Raw genomic sequence first — 21,491 nt, 5'->3', positions numbered from 1 at the left:
CTGCATCAGGCCGTGTGCCCCAGTTCCTTCCGCACGATCGCCGCGCCGTCTGCCAGCGGCTTAAGCTTGGCGACGGCGCGGATGCGCTGAGCCACCACCTCCGACGTCTCGACCTCCGACGCGCCGAGATCGAGTACACCAACCATCGCCGTCCCGCCCGGCGGGTGGTCTTTCAGGATGTTGAGAGCGAGCTTCGGCTGCGCCGCCTTGATCGAGATCTGCTGCGCGGCCGCGCCCGGCAGCTCCGGCCGAAAGGAGTGGCCGCCGGCCTCGTCATCGAGCATCGCCGGTTACCCGCATACTGGCACCACCAGGAGCAGCATCGGTCCGGCGTCGACATCAGCATCGGCCCACGCGGGTTCACCATCCAGGAGAGGTAGTTTCCTGGCTCGGCGATCCTGCCCGGCCAGCAGCGCGTCGCGAGATGCCGGATGAAACGCCCGTGCCTGTACCTGGCGATGCCCGTGCGGATGGCGGCGCCACCGGCCAGCGCGTCGGTCTCTCGTGTCCCCCCCCCCCGGCGTCGCGGGCAATGGCACCCCTGGTGGGCATCGGGCGGCGTTTCGGCGCTACCATCTGACGCGCCTGGTCCACCACCAGATGCAGGTGCGGGCTCGCGCGCCCCACCCATCCTATATGATCCACCCTGGGTGATGCCTGCCCCGGATCGTCGACGCTAGGAAGGGGGTTCGATGAGCAGAAACACCGAGCCGAGCCACCCGCAGCGGTTCTTCCGCGATTTCACCAGAATCGCCGGCCCTTACTGGACGGGGCCGATGCGCTGGCGCCCGCGCCTGCTGACGGCCGCGCTCGCGTTGCTCGTCGTCGCGCAGGTCCTGCTCGCGATCCGACTCAACATCTGGAGCGCCGATCTGTTCGATGCGCTGGAACGGCACTCGACCGACCGCGCCATGGACCAGATCGGCATTTTTGTCCTCATCCTGCTCGGCACCATGGCGACCAACACGGCGCACCTGGTGGTTCGCCGGCGGCTGCAATTCGATTGGCGACGCTGGCTGACGGCGCGGGTCATTGGCGACTGGATGAAGGATGCGCGGCACTACCAGGCCGACCTCATCCCCGGCGACCACGCCAATCCGGACGGGCGCATCGCGGAGGACATCCGCATCGCCACGGAGGTCGCCATCGATCTGGCCAGCAGCCTATTCTACTGCATGCTTCTGCTGGTGACCTTCGTCGGCATCCTGTGGTCGCTGTCGGGCTGGATCCGTGTGGCGGGGCTGGATGTGCCCGGGCATCTCGTCGCGCTCGCCTTCGGCTACGCCGGCATGGGGGCTGTCATCGCCTTCCTGCTCGGCCGCCCGCTCGTACGCGCCACCGATACGCGGCAGACGAGGGAGGCAGAGTTCCGCTTCAGCCTGGTGCGCGCGCATGAGAGCGGCGAGCCCATCGCCGTCGCACGCGGCGAACCCCTGGAGCGCGAACGGCTCGAGTCCGTCTTCGAGACCATCGCGCAATCCTGGCGCGACCAATCCGCCGGCCTGGCGAGACTGCTGGCCTTCTCCTCCGGCTATGTGGCCCTCGCCGGCGTGCTTCCCATCCTCGTCGGCACGCCGCGCTTCCTTGAGGGCGCGCTCTCCCTCGGTCGCCTGATGCAGTCGGGGCAGGCGTTCCAGCAGGTCACGGCGGCCTTGTCCTGGCCGGTCGACAACCTGGCCCTGATCGCCGGATGGCGCGCCTCGGTGGAGCGCGTGCTGATGCTCGACGAGGCAGTCCGCATCGTCGCCCTGGAAGCCGCGCGCAGGGGCGAGACCGCGATCAACCTGGACCGCGTGTCGACGTCGCAGCTCGGTGTCCGGGATCTGTGGATCGCGTCACCCGACGGCACAGCCATGCTGTCCGACCTCAGCCTGACGGTTGAACCGGGCGAGCATGTGCTGGTGGATGGCGATCCCGAGGCGGCGAGCGCGCTATTCCGCGTGCTGGCCGGCATCTGGCCTTGGGGGCGCGGTCGCGTGAACCTGCCGGCCGATGACGGGATGGTCGCCGTCGGCCCCTGGCCGTTCCTGCCGCAGGGATCATTGCGCCAGGCGCTTGCCTTCCCGGGGCCAACGGAATGTCACGATGATGCGGCGCTGCAAGCCGCCCTCGCCAGCGTTGGCCTCGCGCATCTCTCGTCGCGGCTGGACGAAGCGGGAGACTGGGTTCGCATGCTGACAGCGGCGGAAGTGCAGCGGCTATCCTTCGCGCGGATCATCCTGTTGCGTCCACGCTGGATCGTGCTGGGCGATGCGACGGATGCGCTCGACCCGGCCTCAGCCGATGTGATGCTGCACTTGATAGTGGACCTGCTGCCGCTGGCCGGCATCGTCCTGATCGGGCGGCACCCGGGATCGGCGGGCATCTTCAACCGGCGCCTGACACTGGAGCGTGCCGCCGACGGCGAGATCCTGCTCAACGAGGTTTATGCGCGCCGCCAGGCGGCGAAGCTGCCGCGACCCAGGCCGCTCAGCGTGATCGATCGACTGCGAGAGGGTTACGGACCCTGATCCTGAATGCCACGACGTGATTGACAGCTGCTTCCAGCAGCCGCTTCACGCAGTTCCTTTCCGGGCGGCTTGGTTTCATCCGCTTGCGGGCGCAGGTTGGCTCCGCCACGTCACATGGGCGGAGCCGCGCAGCGCTACGGCTTCAGGGTGTCCTTGAGAGCCCCGAGAAGGTTCTGGGCCTTGCCCTCCGCCTTCTCCGCCCTGCCATCCACCTGCAGCTTGGCGTCGCCGATGGCCTTGCCGACGGCTTCCTTGACGGAGCCCTCGACCTGCTTCGCCGATCCGATGATCCTGTCCTTGTCCATGACCGATGTCTCCGAGGTTGTTGTCATTGGCGCCGAGGAGGCGCGGGTCGACGACGGCCACCGAGGCCGCCGGCGAGGCATGGCTATCGACCTGTCGCTGGAAGAGACGTTGGGGCCAGGTCCACAGCCGCGTCTTCAGATATGGCGCTGGGCCGGTCAGATTGCACGGTCTCCCGCAGACATCGCGGGCATGGCACATCTGGGGGCGATGGTTCGGGCCGCAGCTTGAGCAGGTGCAATCAAGGGAAGCGGCGGATCAAGGCCCCTGAACCGGCGTCAGCGCTCTCGCGGCTCATCGGGCAGGTGGAAGCTCTTTCGCTGCACCCAACGGAAGCCCTCATGTTTCGTGATGGTTGCAATTTCGACCGAACCGCCGACTGATTTCGGCAGGAAGACGGCGAAGCGGACAAAGCCGATCGTCGTTTCGACCAGGAATCGCGCGAGGTCGATCGCATCCTGGATCGGCATCGCCGGGACGGCGAGCGTCGCATACAGATCCTTGACCAGTCTCTTCTGAAGGTCGGCGGCCTGCTGAGGGGCCATGCCATGGCGTATCAGCACGGCATCGATGTCAAAGCCGATACCCAGGATGAGCCGGTTCAAGGCCTCATACTGCCCGTCCCACAACACGCCGAAGAGGCTCTCGTCCATGACGCGCCGCGGCGGCGGGCATGCCTGCTGTGTCAGGTTGACTTCCCATATTTCGGCCAATGGGCGGCCGGCGGAGTAGCCACAGACACGCACCTGGATGTTCGTTGGATCAGCGCAGACCGCGGCCTTCTCCTCGAAGAGAAAGCTGCGCAATCGATCCGCGACCTTTTCGACTGTGTAGGTTTCGGGATCGAGCCGCCAGTCCCTGTGCCCCGCGCTGAGACCGGCAAATCGCCGTCTCAGGTCCTTGAGGAGCGTCTCGACAGACTCGTTCCCGATGCCTCCCGATCCCGTGGACATGGCCCCGATGGACAAGCCTTCGCATAGATTGGCGATCTTGTGCGCGTGCGCGTAGATCTGTCCGCTTTCCATGGTACCCGCGCTGTCGGCGGCCATGACGATGCCGTCGTTGATCTTCACCGAGACAATGACCGTCACAACGAGATCCTTTCCTGCGGTGTTATCCTCAACTGCGGTCCCCCGCCGCACGCACCCTCGCGCTCAGAGAAGGCCAGGCACCCAACCGGTGGCACTTGCCGCTTCCCATATGAAGATGCCGGCCGTCGCGAGGTTCCAGAGTGCGACGAGCAGCGCGGCTCAGAGCAACAGGCCGTCCTACTCCAGATACGCGAAGGCGATCAGCGTGATCACCAGGGCCTGCAGCAGATTGCTCAGCGGCACCGGGACGAGAAGGCAGGCACCCAGCAGCAGCACGATGACGCCGACCACCCGCTTCGTCGCCACGAACGGCGTATACCATCGCCGGCGGATGAAGCGCTCCAGCCAGCGAATGACAGGCACCGCACGTCGCACCATCTTAGCAAGACTGCGTTCCGCCAAATGCCGTTCGTCAACACGGCGGGGAAAGAGCGGCCTGCCGCGGGCCGGAATCATCTGCATCGGCGGAACCATCAGCAACAGGCACTACACGGTGTCCGCACAAGTTACCAATACCGGACCGCTTGCGGCTTTCGTCGCGGCAGAAATCCTCAGCGCCAGGCGCGGTCGATGCCCCAGAACGCGGCGATATGCCGCGCGGCAGAGATTCCCGCATCGATAACTCAGGGCCCTGCGCTGCCACTGCCGGCCACGCCACTATCGATCGGGAAGCCATGCGCCAGGTCGGGGACGGTCCAAGTTCAACGCCCGGCATCGCGGTACGACCCCAGATCCGTCGCCGCGTTCCAGGCAGCGGCGTGGTGTCGACCGCAGGGGCTTCGTCGAAGCCATGGACGCCGCTTCACTACGCGGCCAACAGCTCCTCATTGGCAGGATCAACCAAGCGATCGCGCCCGCCCTGCCAGATGGAAAGCCTGAACCAGCGTTGCGAGCCACGGGGCGCTGACCTCGCACGCACCGCCGCCGCCAGACCAGCGCGCGTCCTGTAAGGATCGGCCCGATGCATGCGAAGCAGCGCCATAGGGGGACGTGCTCGCAGCGCCGATCGGCATGCCGGCGACGACTGTGCCGGCCGAGAATGCTGCCGGGTATCCACCCGGCAACCACTGGAGCGGGGATACCGAGGACCGGAAGTTGCTACGCTCGGCTGGCAAGGCGACGCGGGAAGGCCTGGCACCAGTAGAGCGACTGGAACTGGTCCTGCATCCCTGGGTGGCATTCGGCGTCATGCCGCTGTTCGCGCTGGCCAATGCCGGTGTGCATGTTTCCCTCGCCGGCCTTGCGGATCCGATCACCTTGGCTGTGGTGATCGGCTTTTCGCTTGGCAAACCGCTCGGAATCCTGGCTTTCGCCTGGCTGGCAGTACGCTCAGGCGCCGCCGTGCGACCGAAGGCCCTGGGCTGGGGCGTCCTTGCCGGCGGCGGCATGCTCGCAGGCGTCGGTTTCACCATGGCGTTGTTCATCGCCGAGCTTGCCTTCGAGGATGCGCTGCTTGAGGCCGCGAAGCTTGGCATCCTGGTCGCCTCCGTCATCTCGGCGGCGGGAGGACTTTCGCTGCTGGCATGGCTTGGTCATATCGGCCGCCGTCGGGAGACCATGGCGAGCGCTGCCGATGCCGGACAGCACGAAAACATGTTGCCCCGCGCCCTGTGATTCCGTGATGCGGACCACGATGTGCACGGTGCAGGCGCATCATTTGCGGCCAAGCGGACCGCCATGCTGTGAAAATGCGCCGGGCGATCAGCGTCGCGCAGCATCCGCCAACCACAGGAGAGAGCAATGGCCAAAGGTCAGAAGCGGACCAGCCGGGAAGCGAAGAAGCCCAAGCAACCCAAGGTGAAGGTCATCGCCGCTGCGTCACCCTTCGCGGCCACCAGGGCGCAGGCAACACTGCTGCCTGCCCGAAAGGTGTAGAGACGAGGCGTTGGAGGCTCGACCAACCGGCCGCATAGGCACACGGCCCGGCGACGGTGTCGCGGACTACTTTGCGCAGCGCCGGGACGGGCGTGCCGATGCCTTGCCATGCGAGCCTGGGCCGGGACATCTCGAACAGGATCGAAGGATTTGTGGACGGCATGTCAACGATGGCGGCGGAAGCATCCGGATCAGTGTCGGGATGCTGAACCGTCGATGGGCGCGCCAGCATCGCAATGTCCAAGAACCACCGAAATGGCTAGCGGATCACCGTAGCGGGGGTGGGCCAAACCTGCCCGTATTCGCGCAATGTCGCCGAAGGTGACACTTCCAAGGATGGCGCGTGAGACGACCCGATGGTCAAAGACGATCGTCAGTAGGCTCTCGGCTGGGGAACGCGGTAGCAGCGGCGTCATGATGGCCTCCAGGATGCTGCAAGCATGGTGAGGCCGATAGCCGAGTCACAACGCTGCGGCGCGAGCACGAGTGCCGAGAATTATCGGCCCAGGATCGTCCTTGGCCCAGCGGCCTCGGGCGGCCTCCATGAGTGGCGGGACAGCAGCCAAGCCCACCTTGCGCGGCAGCGCCAGCCCCGGAAACTACCTAGCCTGCGGCCCTACCCCCGCCGAGCCATGTGTCTCCGCTTCCGCGTTCCCATCGGCCGCCAGCGCCAGCCGGGCCAGGGCCGGTAGCGAGGCCGCCCCCGTCTTCCGCATGACGGCGGCGCGGTGATTCTCCACGGTGCGCTGGCTGATGCCCAGGTCGGCGGCGATGTTCTTGCTGGGATGACCGGCGAGGACGCGCTCCATCACCTCACGCTGCCGCGCCGTCAGGCCCGCGATCCGGCGCGCCGCGCTTTCGTGCCAGGCAAGGCGCTTGCTTGAATCCCGCGCCTGGTCGAGCGCGCGATCGATCCCCGCAAGCAGCTCGTCGCGACTGACCGGCTTCTCGATGAAATCCGCGGCACCTGCCCTCATCGCCTGTACCGCCATCCGCACATCGCCCTGGCCGGTGATCATGATGGCCGGCAGTTCGTGGCCAGCGGCCTGCAGCTTCCGCAGCAGCTCGAGGCCTCCGATGCCTGGCAGGCGTGCGTCGACCAGCAGGCAGACCTCGCGGCCGGGCCGGTAGGAATCGAGAAAAGACTCGCCATTCGCATAGTCCTCGACCAGCCTGCCCTCATCCTCGAGCACGGCGCGCAGAGCTGCGCGGACCTGGCTGTCGTCGTCGATGACGACGATGACGGGCACGTCGACGGCTTCCGGCGAAGGCGTGGTGGCCACGCTCGACGCCGGCACCGCCGAGCCGAGAAGGTCCCGAAGCGCCTCCGTCAGATCGGGCAGCCTGATCGGCTTGTGGAGCCGCACGCAGTCCAGCAGCAGCATCTTCTGCAGGGTATCGGTCGAGATGTCGCCGGTCAGCATGATGACCGGCACCTGGTGTCGCAATCTCTCGCGCAGCGTGGTGGCGAACTGGACGCCATCCATCCCGCCGGGCAGGTTGTAGTCCGCGAGGACAAGATCCGGGTGGAGCCCTCTGCGCGACACCATCTCCAGCGCCGCGATGCCGTCTGGTGCCGTGATCGCCTGATGCCCCTCCTCCTGCAGCACCAGGGCCAGGAGGTCACGTACCTCGGGATCGTCCTCGACCACCAGGATCATGCCTCTGCGACGGGCGCCATCGCTGCCGGGCGCCGCGTGCGGTGGTCGCCCGCCTGCATCCTCTGTGGCAAGCGCCACGTCGATGGTGAAGACGGAGCCGTGCCCCGGGCGCGAGCGGACGCGCACGGCGTGGCCGAGCATCGCCGCGAGCCGGCGAACGATGGACAGACCGAGCCCGAGCCCGCGGCTCCGTTCGCGTGCCGCGTTGTCGGCCTGGTGATATTCCTCGAAGATCGCCTGCAGGGCCTCCGGAGCGATGCCGATGCCGGTATCCCAGATCTCGATACGGAGCCCGCCCGCCCGCCGGCGGCAACCGAGCAGCACCTTGCCGTGCCTGGTGTATTTCAACGCGTTCGACAACAGATTGCGGAGCACTTGCTCAAGCAGACGCGGATCGGTGTGGATCGTGAGACTGCACGGCACCACGCGCAGGACCAGTCCTCGTGCACGGGCATGGTAGGTATATTCCTCCCGTAGCGTTGAGAGGATGTCGTTCACCGGCACGTTCGTCAGTTCTGCGCTGACCGTGCCTGTTTCGATCCGGTTGATATCCAGGAGCGTATTCAGCATGCTCGTCATAGCGCTCAGGGTCGGTTCGAGCAGAGCGACCAGTTTTTGCGCGGCCGCTCCCATGTCAGCCTTCGAGAGCAGGCCCTGCAGCAGCACCAGCGTCTGGAGCGGTTGGCGTAGGTCATGGCTCGCCGCGGCGAGGAAGCGCGACTTCGCGACGCTGGCCTGTTCCGCCAGCTGCTTGGCCTCCTCCAGCGCCCGTGCCGCATGCTTCCGCTCGGTGATGTCGGTGAAGGTCATGACGACGCCCTCCACCCGGGCGTCATGGGTACGGTAGGGCAGGATCCGCCGCATGAACCAGCCGCCACCGGGTGCTTCGATTTCCCGCTCGCTCGGTGCGAGCGTCTTCAGCACTGCACGCGCATCAGCCAGCAGGCTGTCATCGGCGGCCAGCGCGCGGAGGTCCGACAGCGGCCGTCCGACATCGTTCGCAATGACGTGGAACAGTGCCTTGGTGGCCGGCGTGAAGAAGCGGATCCTGAGGTTCGTGTCGAGGAAGAGCGTCGCCACATCCGTGCTGTAGAGCACATTCTGCAGATCGTCGGAGGTGGTGCGCTGCCGCTCCAGGGTTTCCTGAAGCTGGCTGTTGAGAGCCGTCAATTCCTCGTTGAGCGACTGCAGCTCTTCCTTCGAAGTCAGCAGCTCCTCGTTCGCGGACTGATACTCCTCGTTGACCGAGAGCGCCTCCTCGTGAAGGGTTTTCTGCTCCTCCGCGGCCAGTTCCAGGCTGTGAATGGTTCCCTGCAGTTCCAGGCGCGTGGCTTCGAGCTCCTGCTCTAGCTCGGCGACCCGTGACAGGTCTTCCGCTGCAGCGGCGCGGAGCCCCGGACCCGATTTGGTCGGCGTGTCGACGAAGCAGATCAGGTACAGCGTGTCGCCATCATGCGACACCGGACGCACGTCGATGCTGAAAGACGTTGGTGCACCCTCACGCTGCACCTGCCCGCCAGCCACGATGACGCGCGCCTTCCCCTGGCTCGCTTGCCGGATCGCGGCGCGGAGCCGCGTGCGCAGGCTCGGCGGAGCCATGGCAAGCAGATCATGCGTCGGGGGCCCCGGCGCCACGCGCAGATACCGGTCGGTCGGCCCCAGCGAATAAAGGCAGGCATTCTGGCGGTCGACCAGGACCGCCGCCGGCGCATAGGCCTCCATCACCAGACGCCGGCACAGCTCGGCTAGCACAACCGGGCGCGCCGGCGAGGCTGCCGAGCCCAAACGCGGAGCGACGCGCGCACCATCGACGGTACCGAGCGGCAGGGCGAGCTCGCCGGGGCGGCCGTGGCCGACATGTCGATAGATACGCTCGGCCTTGGCGATCGTCGCAAAACCACTGCCCAGGCTGCCCACGGTCTCGGCGCTGCCCAGCAGCAGCACGCCGCCCGGGCGCAGGGCGAAGTGGAACAGGGCGATAACCCTGCTCTGCGCCTCCGGATTCAGGTAAATTAGCAGGTTCCGGCAGGATATTAGGTCGAGGCGCGAGAAGGGCGGATCGGCCAGGATATCCTGTACGGCGAAGATCACCGCGGCACGCAGTTCCGGCACGACCCGGTAACCGTGCTCCTCCTTCGTGAAGAAGCGGGCAAGCCGTGCTGGAGAAACCGCTTCCACGATGCTGTCGGGGTAGAGGCCTTCGCGCGCGGTGGCGACGGCCTCCGGGTCTATGTCCGACGCGAACACCTGGAGCCTGATGCTGCGCGCCGCAGCGGCGATCTGCTCGAGGCAGAGCATGGCCAGCGAGTAGGCCTCCTCCCCCGTGCTGCAGCCGGCGATCCAGACGCGGAGCGGACGGTCCGTTGGCTGCCCTCGCACGAGGTCGGCCAGGGCAGCCTTCTCCAGCACGTCAAACGTCTTCGGATCGCGGAAGAAGCTGGTGACATGGATGAGTAGATCCCTGGCCAGGCGGTCGAGCTCATCCGTATCGCGTCGGAGCAGATCGAGATACGCGTCCGGCGCATTGGCCTTGACTGCGGCCATCGCCATGCGGCGCTCGATCCGTCTGCGCAGCGTGCCCGGCTTGTAGAGCGTAAAGTCGTGCGCAGTCCGCGCCGTGAGCAGGGCAATGATGTCGGGCAGACGGTCCTGCCCGGTGGCGCGTGCCGGTGTGGGCGGGTCGGGCCGGGTGAGCGCGCGGGGGATCTCACTTGCCGGAAGCACAAGATCCACCGCGCCGGTCGCGATCGCGCTGCGCGGCATGCCGTCGAAATCCGCCTCACCGGGATCCTGCGCGATGACGAGCCCGCCCTTCGCTTTCACCGCCTGCGCGCCGAGGCTGCCATCCGCGCCGGTGCCGGACAGGATGACGCAGACCGCGCGCGAACCGCAGGCCTCGGCCAGCGAGTGCAGAAGGAAGTCGAAAGGCAGTCGCGCGCCATGACGGGCCTGGGGTTGCGACAGGTGCAGCGCGCCATCGCGGACGGAGAGGTATGTTCCCGGCGGGATCAGATAGAGGTGCTCGCGCTCCAGGCGCATGCCATCCGTCGCCTGTCGCACGCGCATCGTGGTATGCCCGGCGAGCAGGTCCCCCATCATGCTCTCATGCGTCGGGTCGAGATGCTGGATCAGGATGAAGGCCATGCCGGTACCCGCCGGCAACGCGTCCAGGAGCTTGCGGCAGGCCTCCAGGCCGCCAGCCGAGGCACCGATGCCAACGACCGGAAAGGCCGCGGGATCGGAATTCGGCGGCGGTGAGCGGCTCGATCCGGGGCGGGTTGTCTTGGCTGGGTGGCGGACCTGTCGGGGCATTCTCGATCGTCTTTGGCGGCTGCCGCCGACGGAGGCGGGAACGCTGGAAGGATATCACTCCCGGCGCTTCACGGGGGGCTCAATCGGCGCGGGGCCGTTCCACAGTCATGGGCTGCGTAGTTTCCGAGCCTTTCCCGCTGGCGGCCCTGACCTATACGGTCGCGACCGCGGCATCCCGCCACTCCAGATGGCTGTGGCGACAGGACGAGATCGCGGGGAAAGGCCCAGCGGCGCAATGAAGGCAAGCTGCGTGCTCATCCTGGAAGAAGAAGGCATCGTCGCCGTGCTGCTGGCGGAAGTGCTGAAGGGGATGGGCCATGGCATCTCCGCCATCGTCGCCAGCGAAGCGGCGGCGGTTGCAGCTTCGGCGCGACGTCGGCCCGATCTGATGATCGTCACTCCACGATTGCGCCATGGCAACGGAGTGTCAGCCGTCAGGGAGATCATCAGCACAGGCTTCGTGCCACACATCTTCGTCAGTAGCGAGGATCTCGATACCCACACGCTGGGGCCGGGGGCCACGATGATAGACAAGCCGTATCGCGAAATTGAACTTGCCGATGCCATTCGATCCGTCCTGAGCGCCACGCCCACTCGATTGGCGCAGCGGAAAAGCTAATGTCCCCGCACCCGCCGAAATCGCAGCCTGGCCAGGCTGCGGCGCAAGACCCCCAATGCCTGGCGACGGGTTGCGCCAGCGGGGCCGTGGCAGGAGAGCTCCGCGCCGCCATTCTTCCTTTCCAACAGCCGATGCCGCATGTTGCCATGGCTCAACTCGGTTCGACCCTCGTGCCGCTCATCATAGTTCTGGCGGCCATGCATATCGGGTTCGCCCTTGGCTGGTGGTGGTTGGTACCCGCCCTGATGCTCCCTGCCGCCGGACTGACCGTGCGAACCTTCATCATCCAGCACGACTGCGGTCACGGCTCCTTCCTGTCATCGCGGCGAGCTAATGACGCGCTCGGTCGATTCTGCTCGCTTTTCACCTTTGCGCCCTATGCGCATTGGCGACGTCAGCACGCGCAACACCATGGCACCTGGAACGACCTGGATCGCAGGGAGGGGCGCGGCACCGACATCTACTCGGCCTGCCTGACCGTTGCCGAATACGAGGCTCTCAGCCCCTCCCGGCGGCGGTGGCATCGCCTGCTGAATCATCCGATCGTGGCTCTGCTCCTACTTCCACCCTTCATCTTCCTCGTACTCTATCGCCTACCCTTCGACACCCCGCCCTCCTGGCTGCACGAACGCCGCAGCGTGCATCTGACCAACCTCAGCCTCTTGACCTGCTACGCCGGCCTCGGCCTTGTCCTGGGCTTTCCGGGTACGCTGCTTGTACTGCTCGCCGTAATGGTCCCGGCGAGTACTGCCGGCGTCTGGATCTTCTCGGTGCAGCATCGCTTCGAAGGTGCGCGCTGGGCCCGCCACGACGACTGGAATCCGGTAACAGCCGCCATCGAAGGTTGCTCCTTCCTGCATTTGTCACGGCCGCTGCAGTGGCTCACGGGCAGCATCGGCTTCCATCATGTCCACCATCTTGCACCCCGGGTGCCAAACTATCGGCTCGAGGAATGCCATCGCGCGCATCCGGCATTCGCCAGCGCGCACGTCCTCACACTGTGGGAAGGCCTGCGCGGCCCGCGCCAGGTGCTCTGGGACGAAGACAAGGAGCGGATGGTGACCTTCGCGGAGTTGAGGTCGACGCCGCGTAAAGGATGGGTATGTCGTCCCCGCCAACAGCGGCTACCGCTCCGCGGAGTACGTGTCCCTGCCCGCGCTCTGATCCGCTCTGTCGAAGCGGTACGGCGGATGATGAAGTTGAGCCTCTTTCGTGGACACCCCGAGGCTTGAGACGGAAGTGTCTGAGATGCCCAGGTTCAGAGTGCTCGACCCGCCTGAGTTCCTGCGGCGGATGGTGGAACTGGTTCGGTCGGGACGAACCCCGCAGGACCTTGCGCGTGAGTTTAAACCGAACGCGCAGTCGATCGCGCATGGGGTTCACCAGACGGATCGAGAGGCCGGAGCGAGCAAAGGCGGCGGGACGACCAGCGCCGAGCGCGAGGAACTGAGCCGTCCTCGCCGTGAGAACCATCGCCTGCGCCAGGAGCGCGACATCCTGGCAAAGGCGGCGGCTTGGCTCGCGCGGGACAAGACCTCGTCCGGGTCTTCGAGTCCATGAGCGCGCACCATGCCGAATTCCCCACGCGCGCCATGGCCCGTGTGCTGCGGGTCTCGGCCTCCGACTACTACGCCTGGCGCAGCCGGCCGGCCTCGGCGCACGCCCAGGCGGATGCGGCCCTGCTGCGCCGGATCCGAACGATCCATGCCGGCTCGCACGGGACCTACGGCGCGCCGCGGGTGCATGCCGACAGGGCAGCCAGTACACGTCGCTGGCCTTCGGAATGCGATGCTGCGAGGCCGGCGTCCGCCCCAGCACGGGATCGGTCGGCGATGCCTGCGACAACGCGCTGGCCGAGGCGTTCTTCGCCACACTCGAGTGCGAGCTGCTCGAACGGCGTCGCTTCCGTTCCCGGCCGAGGCGCGCATGGCCGTATTCCACTCCATCGAGGGCTTCTACAACGCGACCAGGCGCCACTCGTCCCTCGGCTATCTCTCGCCCATCGAATTCGAAGCGAGGAACATGCTCATGAAGGACTGACCGCTACTCCCAATCCGTCCTCTGAAGCGGGGCAACTTCGGCGCTTCTACAACCCCAGACGACGGCACTCCACCATCGGGTATCTCAGCCCTGTGGAGTTCGAGCGCTTGGCCAGTTCAGGCTAAACTCCGTGTCCATCGAACCGGCAGCAGGCCATCAGCTCTGGCTACACGAGCCAGCCATGGCCGGCAGCACTGTTGAAGTCGAGTTGGACCACGAGGTCGTTGAAATCGCGGTCGCCTCCACCCTTCTGGTCCTCCCATCCCCATGTGTTCAGCCCGTAGTTCCAGATATGGCCGACCTGTTGGCCATCCACGGTTTCATTGGCCTGAGCGAATGCCCAATAGGTCTCGTCAGCGGTGGTGAGCCTCATGGCGATCAAGTCACCGGCATCGATACCGACAAGCGAAGCCTGGGTGTATTCTCCATAGCCAGGACCGTCGAGCGACGTTGCCTTATCCGCAAATTGGTAGGCCCGGGTCTGCGCTGCGTCGGCGTAGCCGGCCGAGCCAGGGCTGAGGCCATCGATCATGCCGCCAAGATCGTCGACACGGTAAAGGCTGAGCGACAGGTTGTCCGTGCCGTTCTGTCGCACGCGCACCGTGGCGATCTGGTCGTCGAGGCCACCTGCCGTTTCGGCAACCGCGACCGCGCGCGCGACGCGCACGGCGCCACTATCCGTCAGAAAATCGGCAAAGCCAAAGGCGCTGCTCAACGAGCCCTGAATCGCATTGCCCATCGAGGCATTGATGGACACCGAGACGTCCTCGCCCGACGACACCTGCGACTGCATTACCGCGCCCTGGGCGTACTGGTCGAACATCCTGACCAGCGCCGGGTCGAAGTCTGCCTGCAGCGACTGCTGTGCCAGTCGGCTGTTCCAGGCGTAGGCGCCTGAAGGACCGCTGGAGACGGTCTGGAGCTGAGACCCCAGGCTCACGTCGATCGTCGCGCTCTCAGCGGACATGGCTTGGAACAACAGGCTCTGGTTCGCGCCGCTCGTCCAGCCGTCGCCGGCAGCGTCGAGCATGTCCGGGCTTTCGCTGAAGTACATCTCGGAATGGCCGATGGCCGTCAGGGCGCGCGCGAGCAGCATGCCATTCGGGGTACCAAGCCCGCTTACCAGGTCGTATCCGGGCCCGGCGTAGTATCCGTGGCCGGTCGGCGTTACCTCGACCTGGCCCGTGCCCGCGGTGTCGGCGGTGCTGTATCCCCGTCCTTCGACAAAGGACGAGATATTGTTGCCGAGCGTCACGTCGGCGAAGGCGGCCGGGGCAATCACCGAGGCGATGTAGAGCAGGTCGTTCATGTAACCGAGACGCGGCAATCCCTGATCTTCGAAGATCAGGTTGAACTGGGTTGTCAGCGCCCCCCAGAACGCCGCTGCCGGACCGGTGCCGTGCTGTCCCGTGACGCCCAGCATGTCATTGCCTGGAACGAGATAGTTGAGATTACCGCCGGCATTGCCCGATACGTCGGGAACGCCGTGGCCGGACTGCGCCATGGGGTCCGCCGTGACGGGGCTAAGCCCATAGGCGGCTTGGTAGGATGGTGTTGGCTGGGTCGGGTCGACGCCACCAGCGCCCGCCGTGCCGCGCAGGTAGCCTCCCGGGGACGCCTCGGCGGAGGTGATCGCGCCACCGTTCACGACATAGCTGTCCCACGCCGTCTCCACGAAAGCCTGCGCGGCGGTCGCGTTGCTGGGCAGCCTGGTCAACCCGTTCGCCATGAGCTGCCAGATCGTCGACAGATCGCCTGCCAAGGCAGGCTCGACGAAGGATGAGAACAGCGTCGGGTCGCCCGCGGCCGCAGCGAGCGTGGATTTCGACGTGCCGCCGACGAGCAAGGCGTAGGGGCTGGTCAGATCGAACGAGACATTCGCGAGCCCGTTGCCGGTCCCGTTGCCTGAGCCGCCGTCGCCGAGAGCCGACAGCACCGTCTGGTTGCGCAACGCCGCGTCGACATAGAGCTGCGAATAAGCGCGATAGAATGGCGAGTTCGGCGACATGCCTTGCAGATCGTGCGAGGCATTGGCAATGACGCCCGGGTTGTTCACCTGGTCCCAGATGGCGCTTTGCAGCGCCGTGAAGGTCGAGGCGCTGGCATTCCCGTTGAAGCCCGAGCCGTTGTAGAGGCCGATGTCGCTGTTTGGATTGATGGCGGCAAAGGTGCCCACATCAGTCGAGCGCTCGCCAGGATCGCCGGCGACATAATTCTGGCCATTGAGGCCCTGCACGAACACAGCGCCGTTGCCCGTCTGCCCTATCGAGGCGAGGTACTGCGCCAGCCGTTGGTCGAAGGTTCCGCCACCGTCATTGGGCACCGCGTTGCCGGTGCCAGGGGCGATCAGGGCGATCGACCCGGTCTGGACGGACTGTCCGTCCAGCGGGAAATGATAGAGGGCGGCAATGTCATTCGGTGCCATGTTCGGCACCGAGGCCGTCGCATTGCCGATGCTCTGCGGGCCCTGCGTCAGCGACACCGCGCCGCCTGGCGCCATGTTCGAGGCCGGTGGCGCATTCTCGGTATCGAACCACAGGCCCTGGACGTTCCACTCCTCTGGCAGCGCAAGATTGCCGTTCCAGAAGACGAAGGGATTACTCGCATCGTTGTTCACGTACAGCGGCGTGTCGAACAGATTGGCGAACTGCGCGGCGGTATCGATTTCCACCCAGATCGTCCGCGATGCCGCCGATGAAACGTAGTCGCCGTGGATCGCCGAATCCGTGCCATCCAGGACCCGCAGATTGTAGGTATTCTGCAGCACGTTCACGACGGCATTGTATTGCGCCTGGTCGGCACCGTAGGTGCTCCACAAGGTGCCGCTGTCATTCAGATCGGCCAGCGCGCGCTGCCGCTCGCCCCAGCTTCCGCCCAACAACGCCGATGGATCCTCGACCCGATCGAGAATGATGGCGACGTTGATACCGGCCCGCGTCGCGAGCTGCACGTTTCGCGAATCAAGGTGATAGGCAGCCGCGACCGTCGTCTCATCGGTGATGCGGTAGCCAGTGAAATCGAGGTAACTGGAGTTGGCGATCTCGGCGTGATCGTCACCCAGGAAGTTGATGTTTGTTGTCTTCAGCGATGACAACGACACACCGCGCAACTCCACCATGTCTGAGATGGACAGGGTCGCGCCTTGCGCGGTCGTGTTGAACGCTGCGGTATTGCCGAGTTGGATGTCCATGTCGGCTATGCGGACGTCTCCCTCGAGGTCGGCATAGGCAATGATGAAGTGGTTGAACTCCCCGCTCTGGGGACCGGCGAAGCTGATAGGGTTCACCCACAACTCCGCGGCAAGCTCTGCGGCATTGGCAAAGCCGATCGGGCTGTCGATCAGCAGGACATTGGCGTTGGTCACGGTGATGACGCCGCCCGCATCGAGCAAGTTGCTGAAGACCGCGTAGCCCGGCATCGGCGACGCGCCGCTGGCGTCGCGGACATAGTCGCTGAAGGCATCGAGCGCGATGTCGATGACATCACCAGGATCGTTGGCGGTGCCCGTCGCGAAATTGAGCACAACCGACATGTTCTGGCTGGTACCACTGCCCAAGCCCGCATTGGTCGAGGCGTCCGATACGGGACCGCCGAACTGACCTGTGGCCTGGCCCCACCAGCCCAATTGCGGGACATTCTCGGCGTCCACGATGCTGCCGGCGACCGCGTCAATCGCAAACCCCGGTGCCACAGCAGCGATGTTGGTCAGGCTGTTTCCGGCGAACAGCTCGATGCGTGTGCGCGCCGCATGAGCTGCCGCGAGCACGATCACATCCGTGCCGCCGCCAGTATAGATCGTATCGGGCTGCAGCAGGCTTTGGGTGCCGATGAGGGTGTCGTTGCCGATCGAGCCGCCAAGGACATTGCCGGCCACCGCCGATCCGGTGATGGACACACCAACACTTCCAGCGACGTTCAGCGAATAGGCGAAATCGAATGAGCCTACAGGCATGATCAGGCCGCCGTCGGCACTGACGTGCGACTGATCGACGACGCCAAGGTAGCTGCCGACTTCATCGCCGCTGTCGGTGTTGTAGATGCCACCGAAAACGTTCTGATAGACGATGTTGCCGGTCATCAGGTTGCTGCCCGGCAGATCCGCGGCGGTCCACACCGCTTCGCCAAATGTGCCGTCAGAATTCACCGCGACGAAAACGAATGCCGGGCCATCATCGGTCGTCGCAACCAGGTTGTACCCGCCGGGGACCGCGGTGATGTTCTCAAAATGGGTTATGACCCCGGGTGCATTGTCCGCAGTGTAATATGACAGGTCCGAGAGAATGCCGGTCGACAGATCGTAATGCGCCAGGAAGCCGGCATTCAAACCGGCCCCGTCCTTGGTACCGCCGGCAATCGTGTAGGAGGTGCTGCCGACACCGTTCTGCCATATCCCGTAAAGCGACGTCAGGTTGTCGAAGCTGCCGTTGATATTCATCAACGTGTATTGCTGGGTCACCAAATTGTAGATGAAGCCATTGGCGCCCAGTAGCGTGCCGCCGGGCCCGACGAGGTCGTAGTTTCCGACGACCAGGTCCCCGGCCGTGCTGTGCAGTATCGTGTCCCTGACGGCAGTGCCAATAACGACCCCATCGGTCACGTTGACGCCGTCCGCCGGAACGTCGACCTGAGTCCAGGTGCCGTTGGTTCCGTCGACGCGGCCCTCGTAGATCATGCCGTGGTTGAAGATCCCGGTCGGGCTCTCTGAATATTGGTAGCTGCCGACCGCGCGGACATTGCCGAGACCAATGCTCGGATCGAAGATGGAGGTATTGGGTCCGTAGAGCGTCGCCGTGGTGACCGTCTGGCCGCTGCCGAAGTCCGGATTCAGGAGATAGACCGTGCCGGCCGCGGTGTCGTTCAGCGGCCCTTGGAAAAGGAAGGCCTGCGTGCCCGTCGAACCGCTCGTGCCCCTGCTGCCGGTCAGGATCACGGCGCCTTCCAGATCTGCGCGCACACCAGTGATGATGTCCAGAGGACTCAGGATCGTCTGGTAGTCGATCTGGACATGGCTTGACCCCACCTGGGCGTCGGTGGCGGCCTGGGAAGCGTATTCCGTGGTGGCATCGAAAACATCGGACACCGCGGCCTGCATTGCGTCGAGGGACGGGGCCTCCGCGAGCCCCGTCATCGCAGAGGTGAAATACGCGGCTGCCTGGATCTTGGCACTCATCGCCGTGACGTCGTCGTTCAGCGCCGACAGAGCGATGTCGTAGACCAGCTCCGCATAAGGCACCGCGCCGGAGAAGAATACGCTTCGCCACGCCGCCAGCTCTGCGCTGTCTGCCGCCCGATCGAACAGGTTCGTGAAAGTCTGGTTGATGAAGTCGTTGGTCAGTTCGATCAACAGCGGCGATGGCGTGACGACCGGCACCGTCAGCGCGGCCAGTGCTGCAAACTTTGCGTTCTCGGGTGACGTCGCGAAGCCTTCCGAGATGATGAGCATCGCGGCAGCGAGCGACATGCCATCGGTGATCAGCGTGAGCAGCTGGCCCATCTGGTCGTCGAAGCCCAGCGGATCGGCGGCCCTGCCGAACCAGCCGATATAGAGCGCCTCAAGCTGGCTTGTCGGCGATTCCAACGGCAAGGGCGTCGGCGCGACCGTCAGGTTGCCGTAGATCAGATTGTGATTGCCGCCATCGACGACCGCGTTGCCGCCATTCGGCAAGGTGAATTGGCCGCTGATATTGAGGCCGATCCAGTTCTGGATGACGGCATTGAGCTCCACACCGGCATCCAAGGTGACGCCATTGCCGATGTTGCCGCTGATCACGTTGACAAGCTCAGCCGGCGAAGGCAGCGGGGACCAGCCGACATGGGCCGTGCCGACGACGTTCCCGATGCCCGTACTTTGCAGCAATACCCCGCCGGCCCCATTGGGAAGGGCCGCAAGCTCCTGGATGTCGGTCCCGATCGCGCTCTGGCTGATCACATTGTTATGGGCCTGCTCGCTGATCACGATGCCGTAGTTGTTGTTGCCGGAAATCGTGTTCTGGCGAATGACGGACGCGTTGCTCAGAATGCCGGTGCCGCCGACGACGTTGTCGTGCGCGGTGCCCGCAATGAGGATGCCGTTATTGCCGTTGGCGAAGGCGGTGTCGCCGCGAGTGTCGAGCCCGATGATGTTCGGCACGACCGTCACGCCCCAGGCGTCGCCGGAAATTTCCAGGCCGTTGTTCAGGTTGCCCGAGATCACGTTGGTCTGGACGGTCTGATTCCCGCCGGTGGACGTGATGAGGATGCCGTTATTGCCATTCGGCGCAACGCCGACAAAGGCATAGATGCCGGCGAAGGTATTGAGAGTACTGAACCCGCTGGCCGTGTCGGTGACCTCGATGCCATTCAGGCTGTTGCCTGAGACGACGTTGCCGAGCGGGATCACGCCGCCCACTTGCGTGTTGCGCGACGAGCCGTCGATCAGGATGCCATCACCGGCATTGCCGACCATGACGGCGTTGTTGGCGCCGATGCCGACGAAGTTGGCACGGATCGTCACATGGTCGGAGTTGGTGACATGGATGCCGTTGCCGGCGTTGCCGCTGACGACGTTGTAGTAAATGAAAGGATTGTCGACGACGGTGCAGCCATGCAGGGAGTTGAAATCCGCGTTGATGATCGCGACGCCGTCGCCCTGGTTTCCCAGCGCCGTGTTACCATCGGCCGTCGTGCCGATGTAGTTGCCGTTCAGGACGTTGTTCTGCGATTGCTCGTCGATCAGGACCCCATTCTGTCCGTTGCCCGAGACGAGATTGCCGAGCGGTGGAGCCACGAATGCGGGTGTCACCGTGCCCTTGTCGCCGGTCGGATCGTTTGGGGCGCCGGCGGCGTCGTTGCCGACGACCGTACCGCCGATCGTGTTGCCGTTTGATCCTTCGGTCAGCCAGATGCCGTTGCCGCCATTGCCCATCGACGTGTTGCCGTCGACACTGGTGCCAATGCGATTCGACACGACGACGTTGTCGGCCGAACCGTGCACGCTGATCCCGTTGCCGCCGTTCGCAGAGATGACGTTGGAGACGACGCCGTCGGCGGGACTTCCCGCTGCAGCAAGGGCCGCGGCGTCGGGATTGTAGCCGATCAGATTTGCAGAAGAGGTGGCCGCGATGGAGACACCGTCGCCGGAATTTCCCAGCGCCGTGCCATCGAGGGCGAGGCCGATGTAGTTGTTGTTGAGGAGGATGTTGCCGGCAGTCAGCGTGACCCCGTCGCCGTCGGCATTGCCCAGTGACAGACCGATCAGCTGCGAGCCCGCCGAGCCCGGCCCGAACACAAGACCAGCATGCTGGTTGAAGTCGATGCCGACTGTCGGTGCGTTCCCGGTGGCGGTGTTGCCGGCAATGATCGACACCGCGTTGGTCACAGGAGGCAGATCGCTTGCCAGCAGGATCGTTCCGGATGCCGAAAATTCGATCGTGTTCGGAACGCCGGGCGGCGCTGCGTTAGACGCTTCAATGGCGGCCCTCAGCGACCCCTCGCCGCTGTCGTTGAGGTTGGTCACCGTGAAGGTTGTCATTGAAGTCTCCGCTCGCGGATAACGTCAGGCGAGTCTTATTCTCGCATCGCACCTATCGCGCGAAGTGTCCAATGATTTAACGCGCAGGAGGCGTGCGGCACGGAGCCGAGGCCCGTCGAGCGATAAGCGCCGTGTATGTCGTCAATCATTGATCCGGACGAAACGACGCAATGACGGCATGCGTCCGGTGACGGCGCGGTAGGTCGTGTCCCCGTAGCTGCGCCGCGGCTACTATCTCCCCACCGTCCTGGAGCCGCGTCGGGACGCGGCGAAGGCCGTGATCGAGAAGGCCAAGCCCGCCACGCTGACGGATACCGCGGAAGAGGACGTGCGAGTGTCCTGATTCCGAAGTTCTGCGGACTTCGTTATCCGGCCACTAGCCATTGTTTTCAGTGGCCTGGTCGTCCACGAGGTGCGTTGGGGGTCAGGCGAACTTCGCGGACACGACACTAACCCATATACGCTTCCGTGCCGCGCACCGCGCCAATCCGCACCCGAGCGGCCCGACCGAGCGGCTCAATGGCGAGATCAGGCGGCTCACCGATGTCGTCAGCACCTTCCCAACGAGGC

The 21,491-nt window shown here is 65.1% G+C and carries 10 protein-coding genes and 1 pseudogene; 5 read left to right on the top strand and 6 right to left on the bottom strand.

Features of this window, described 5'->3' with window-relative positions; translation table 11 throughout:
• Positions 1-5: 5 nt before the first annotated feature.
• Complete coding sequence (locus KPL78_RS26345) at positions 6-284, bottom strand: uroporphyrinogen decarboxylase/cobalamine-independent methonine synthase family protein (RefSeq protein WP_219766025.1); 279 nt, start codon at positions 282-284, stop codon at positions 6-8.
• 408 nt (positions 285-692) lie between these two features.
• Here KPL78_RS26345 and KPL78_RS26340 point away from each other — a divergent pair, with 408 nt between their 5' ends.
• Entirely contained in the window at positions 693-2,510 is a 1,818-nt protein-coding gene (locus KPL78_RS26340) for an ABC transporter ATP-binding protein/permease (RefSeq protein WP_219766023.1), read from the top strand.
• A 134-nt stretch (positions 2,511-2,644) separates the two neighbouring features.
• Here KPL78_RS26340 and KPL78_RS26335 read toward each other — a convergent pair whose 3' ends face one another.
• From KPL78_RS26335 to KPL78_RS26325, 3 genes are all read right to left on the bottom strand, one after another.
• Complete coding sequence (locus tag KPL78_RS26335; RefSeq protein ID WP_211860960.1) at positions 2,645-2,815, bottom strand: CsbD family protein; 171 nt, start codon at positions 2,813-2,815, stop codon at positions 2,645-2,647.
• A 276-nt stretch (positions 2,816-3,091) separates the two neighbouring features.
• The gene (locus KPL78_RS26330; protein WP_219766021.1) at positions 3,092-3,904 is read right to left on the bottom strand and encodes an Ntn hydrolase family protein; all 813 of its coding nucleotides are present in this window, start codon (positions 3,902-3,904) and stop codon (positions 3,092-3,094) included.
• Positions 3,905-4,081: 177 nt separating this feature from the next.
• A complete protein-coding gene (locus KPL78_RS26325; protein ID WP_219766135.1) occupies positions 4,082-4,378 on the bottom strand; it encodes an exopolysaccharide biosynthesis protein in 297 nt (98 codons plus the stop codon).
• Between the two features lie 516 nt (positions 4,379-4,894).
• Here KPL78_RS26325 and KPL78_RS26320 point away from each other — a divergent pair.
• The gene (locus KPL78_RS26320; RefSeq protein ID WP_369412864.1) at positions 4,895-5,518 is read left to right on the top strand and encodes a Na+/H+ antiporter NhaA; all 624 of its coding nucleotides are present in this window, start codon (positions 4,895-4,897) and stop codon (positions 5,516-5,518) included.
• 860 nt (positions 5,519-6,378) lie between these two features.
• Here KPL78_RS26320 and KPL78_RS26315 read toward each other — a convergent pair.
• Positions 6,379-10,752 carry a chemotaxis protein CheB gene (locus KPL78_RS26315; RefSeq protein WP_219766020.1) on the bottom strand — a complete coding sequence of 1,458 codons (4,374 nt, stop codon included), beginning with the start codon at positions 10,750-10,752 and terminating at the stop codon, positions 6,379-6,381.
• 250 nt (positions 10,753-11,002) lie between these two features.
• On the opposite strand from KPL78_RS26315, the gene KPL78_RS26310 reads away from it, so the two are divergent.
• The 3 genes and pseudogenes from KPL78_RS26310 to KPL78_RS30990 all read left to right on the top strand — a co-directional run bounded on the left by KPL78_RS26310 (position 11,003) and on the right by KPL78_RS30990 (position 13,411).
• Positions 11,003-11,371: a response regulator gene (locus tag KPL78_RS26310; RefSeq protein WP_219766018.1), complete on the top strand. Its 369-nt coding sequence runs from the start codon at positions 11,003-11,005 to the stop codon at positions 11,369-11,371.
• A gap of 146 nt (positions 11,372-11,517) precedes the next feature.
• Positions 11,518-12,603, top strand: a complete 1,086-nt coding sequence (locus KPL78_RS26305; RefSeq protein WP_219766016.1) for a fatty acid desaturase family protein — start codon at positions 11,518-11,520, stop codon at positions 12,601-12,603.
• Between the two features lie 16 nt (positions 12,604-12,619).
• Positions 12,620-13,411, top strand: a pseudogene (locus KPL78_RS30990) (integrase core domain-containing protein).
• 166 nt (positions 13,412-13,577) lie between these two features.
• Here the strand turns inward: KPL78_RS30990 and KPL78_RS26295 are convergent.
• The gene (locus KPL78_RS26295) at positions 13,578-20,921 is read right to left on the bottom strand and encodes a DUF4114 domain-containing protein (RefSeq protein ID WP_219766014.1); all 7,344 of its coding nucleotides are present in this window, start codon (positions 20,919-20,921) and stop codon (positions 13,578-13,580) included.
• Between the last annotated feature and the right edge of the window lie 570 nt (positions 20,922-21,491).

Origin of the sequence: Roseomonas alba (assembly GCF_019430885.1) — a bacterium.
Classification (GTDB): Bacteria; Pseudomonadota; Alphaproteobacteria; order Acetobacterales; family Acetobacteraceae; genus Neoroseomonas; species Neoroseomonas alba.
The sequence above is the reverse complement of the archived record's forward strand: the minus strand, read 5'-3'. Positions and strand labels throughout refer to the sequence as shown.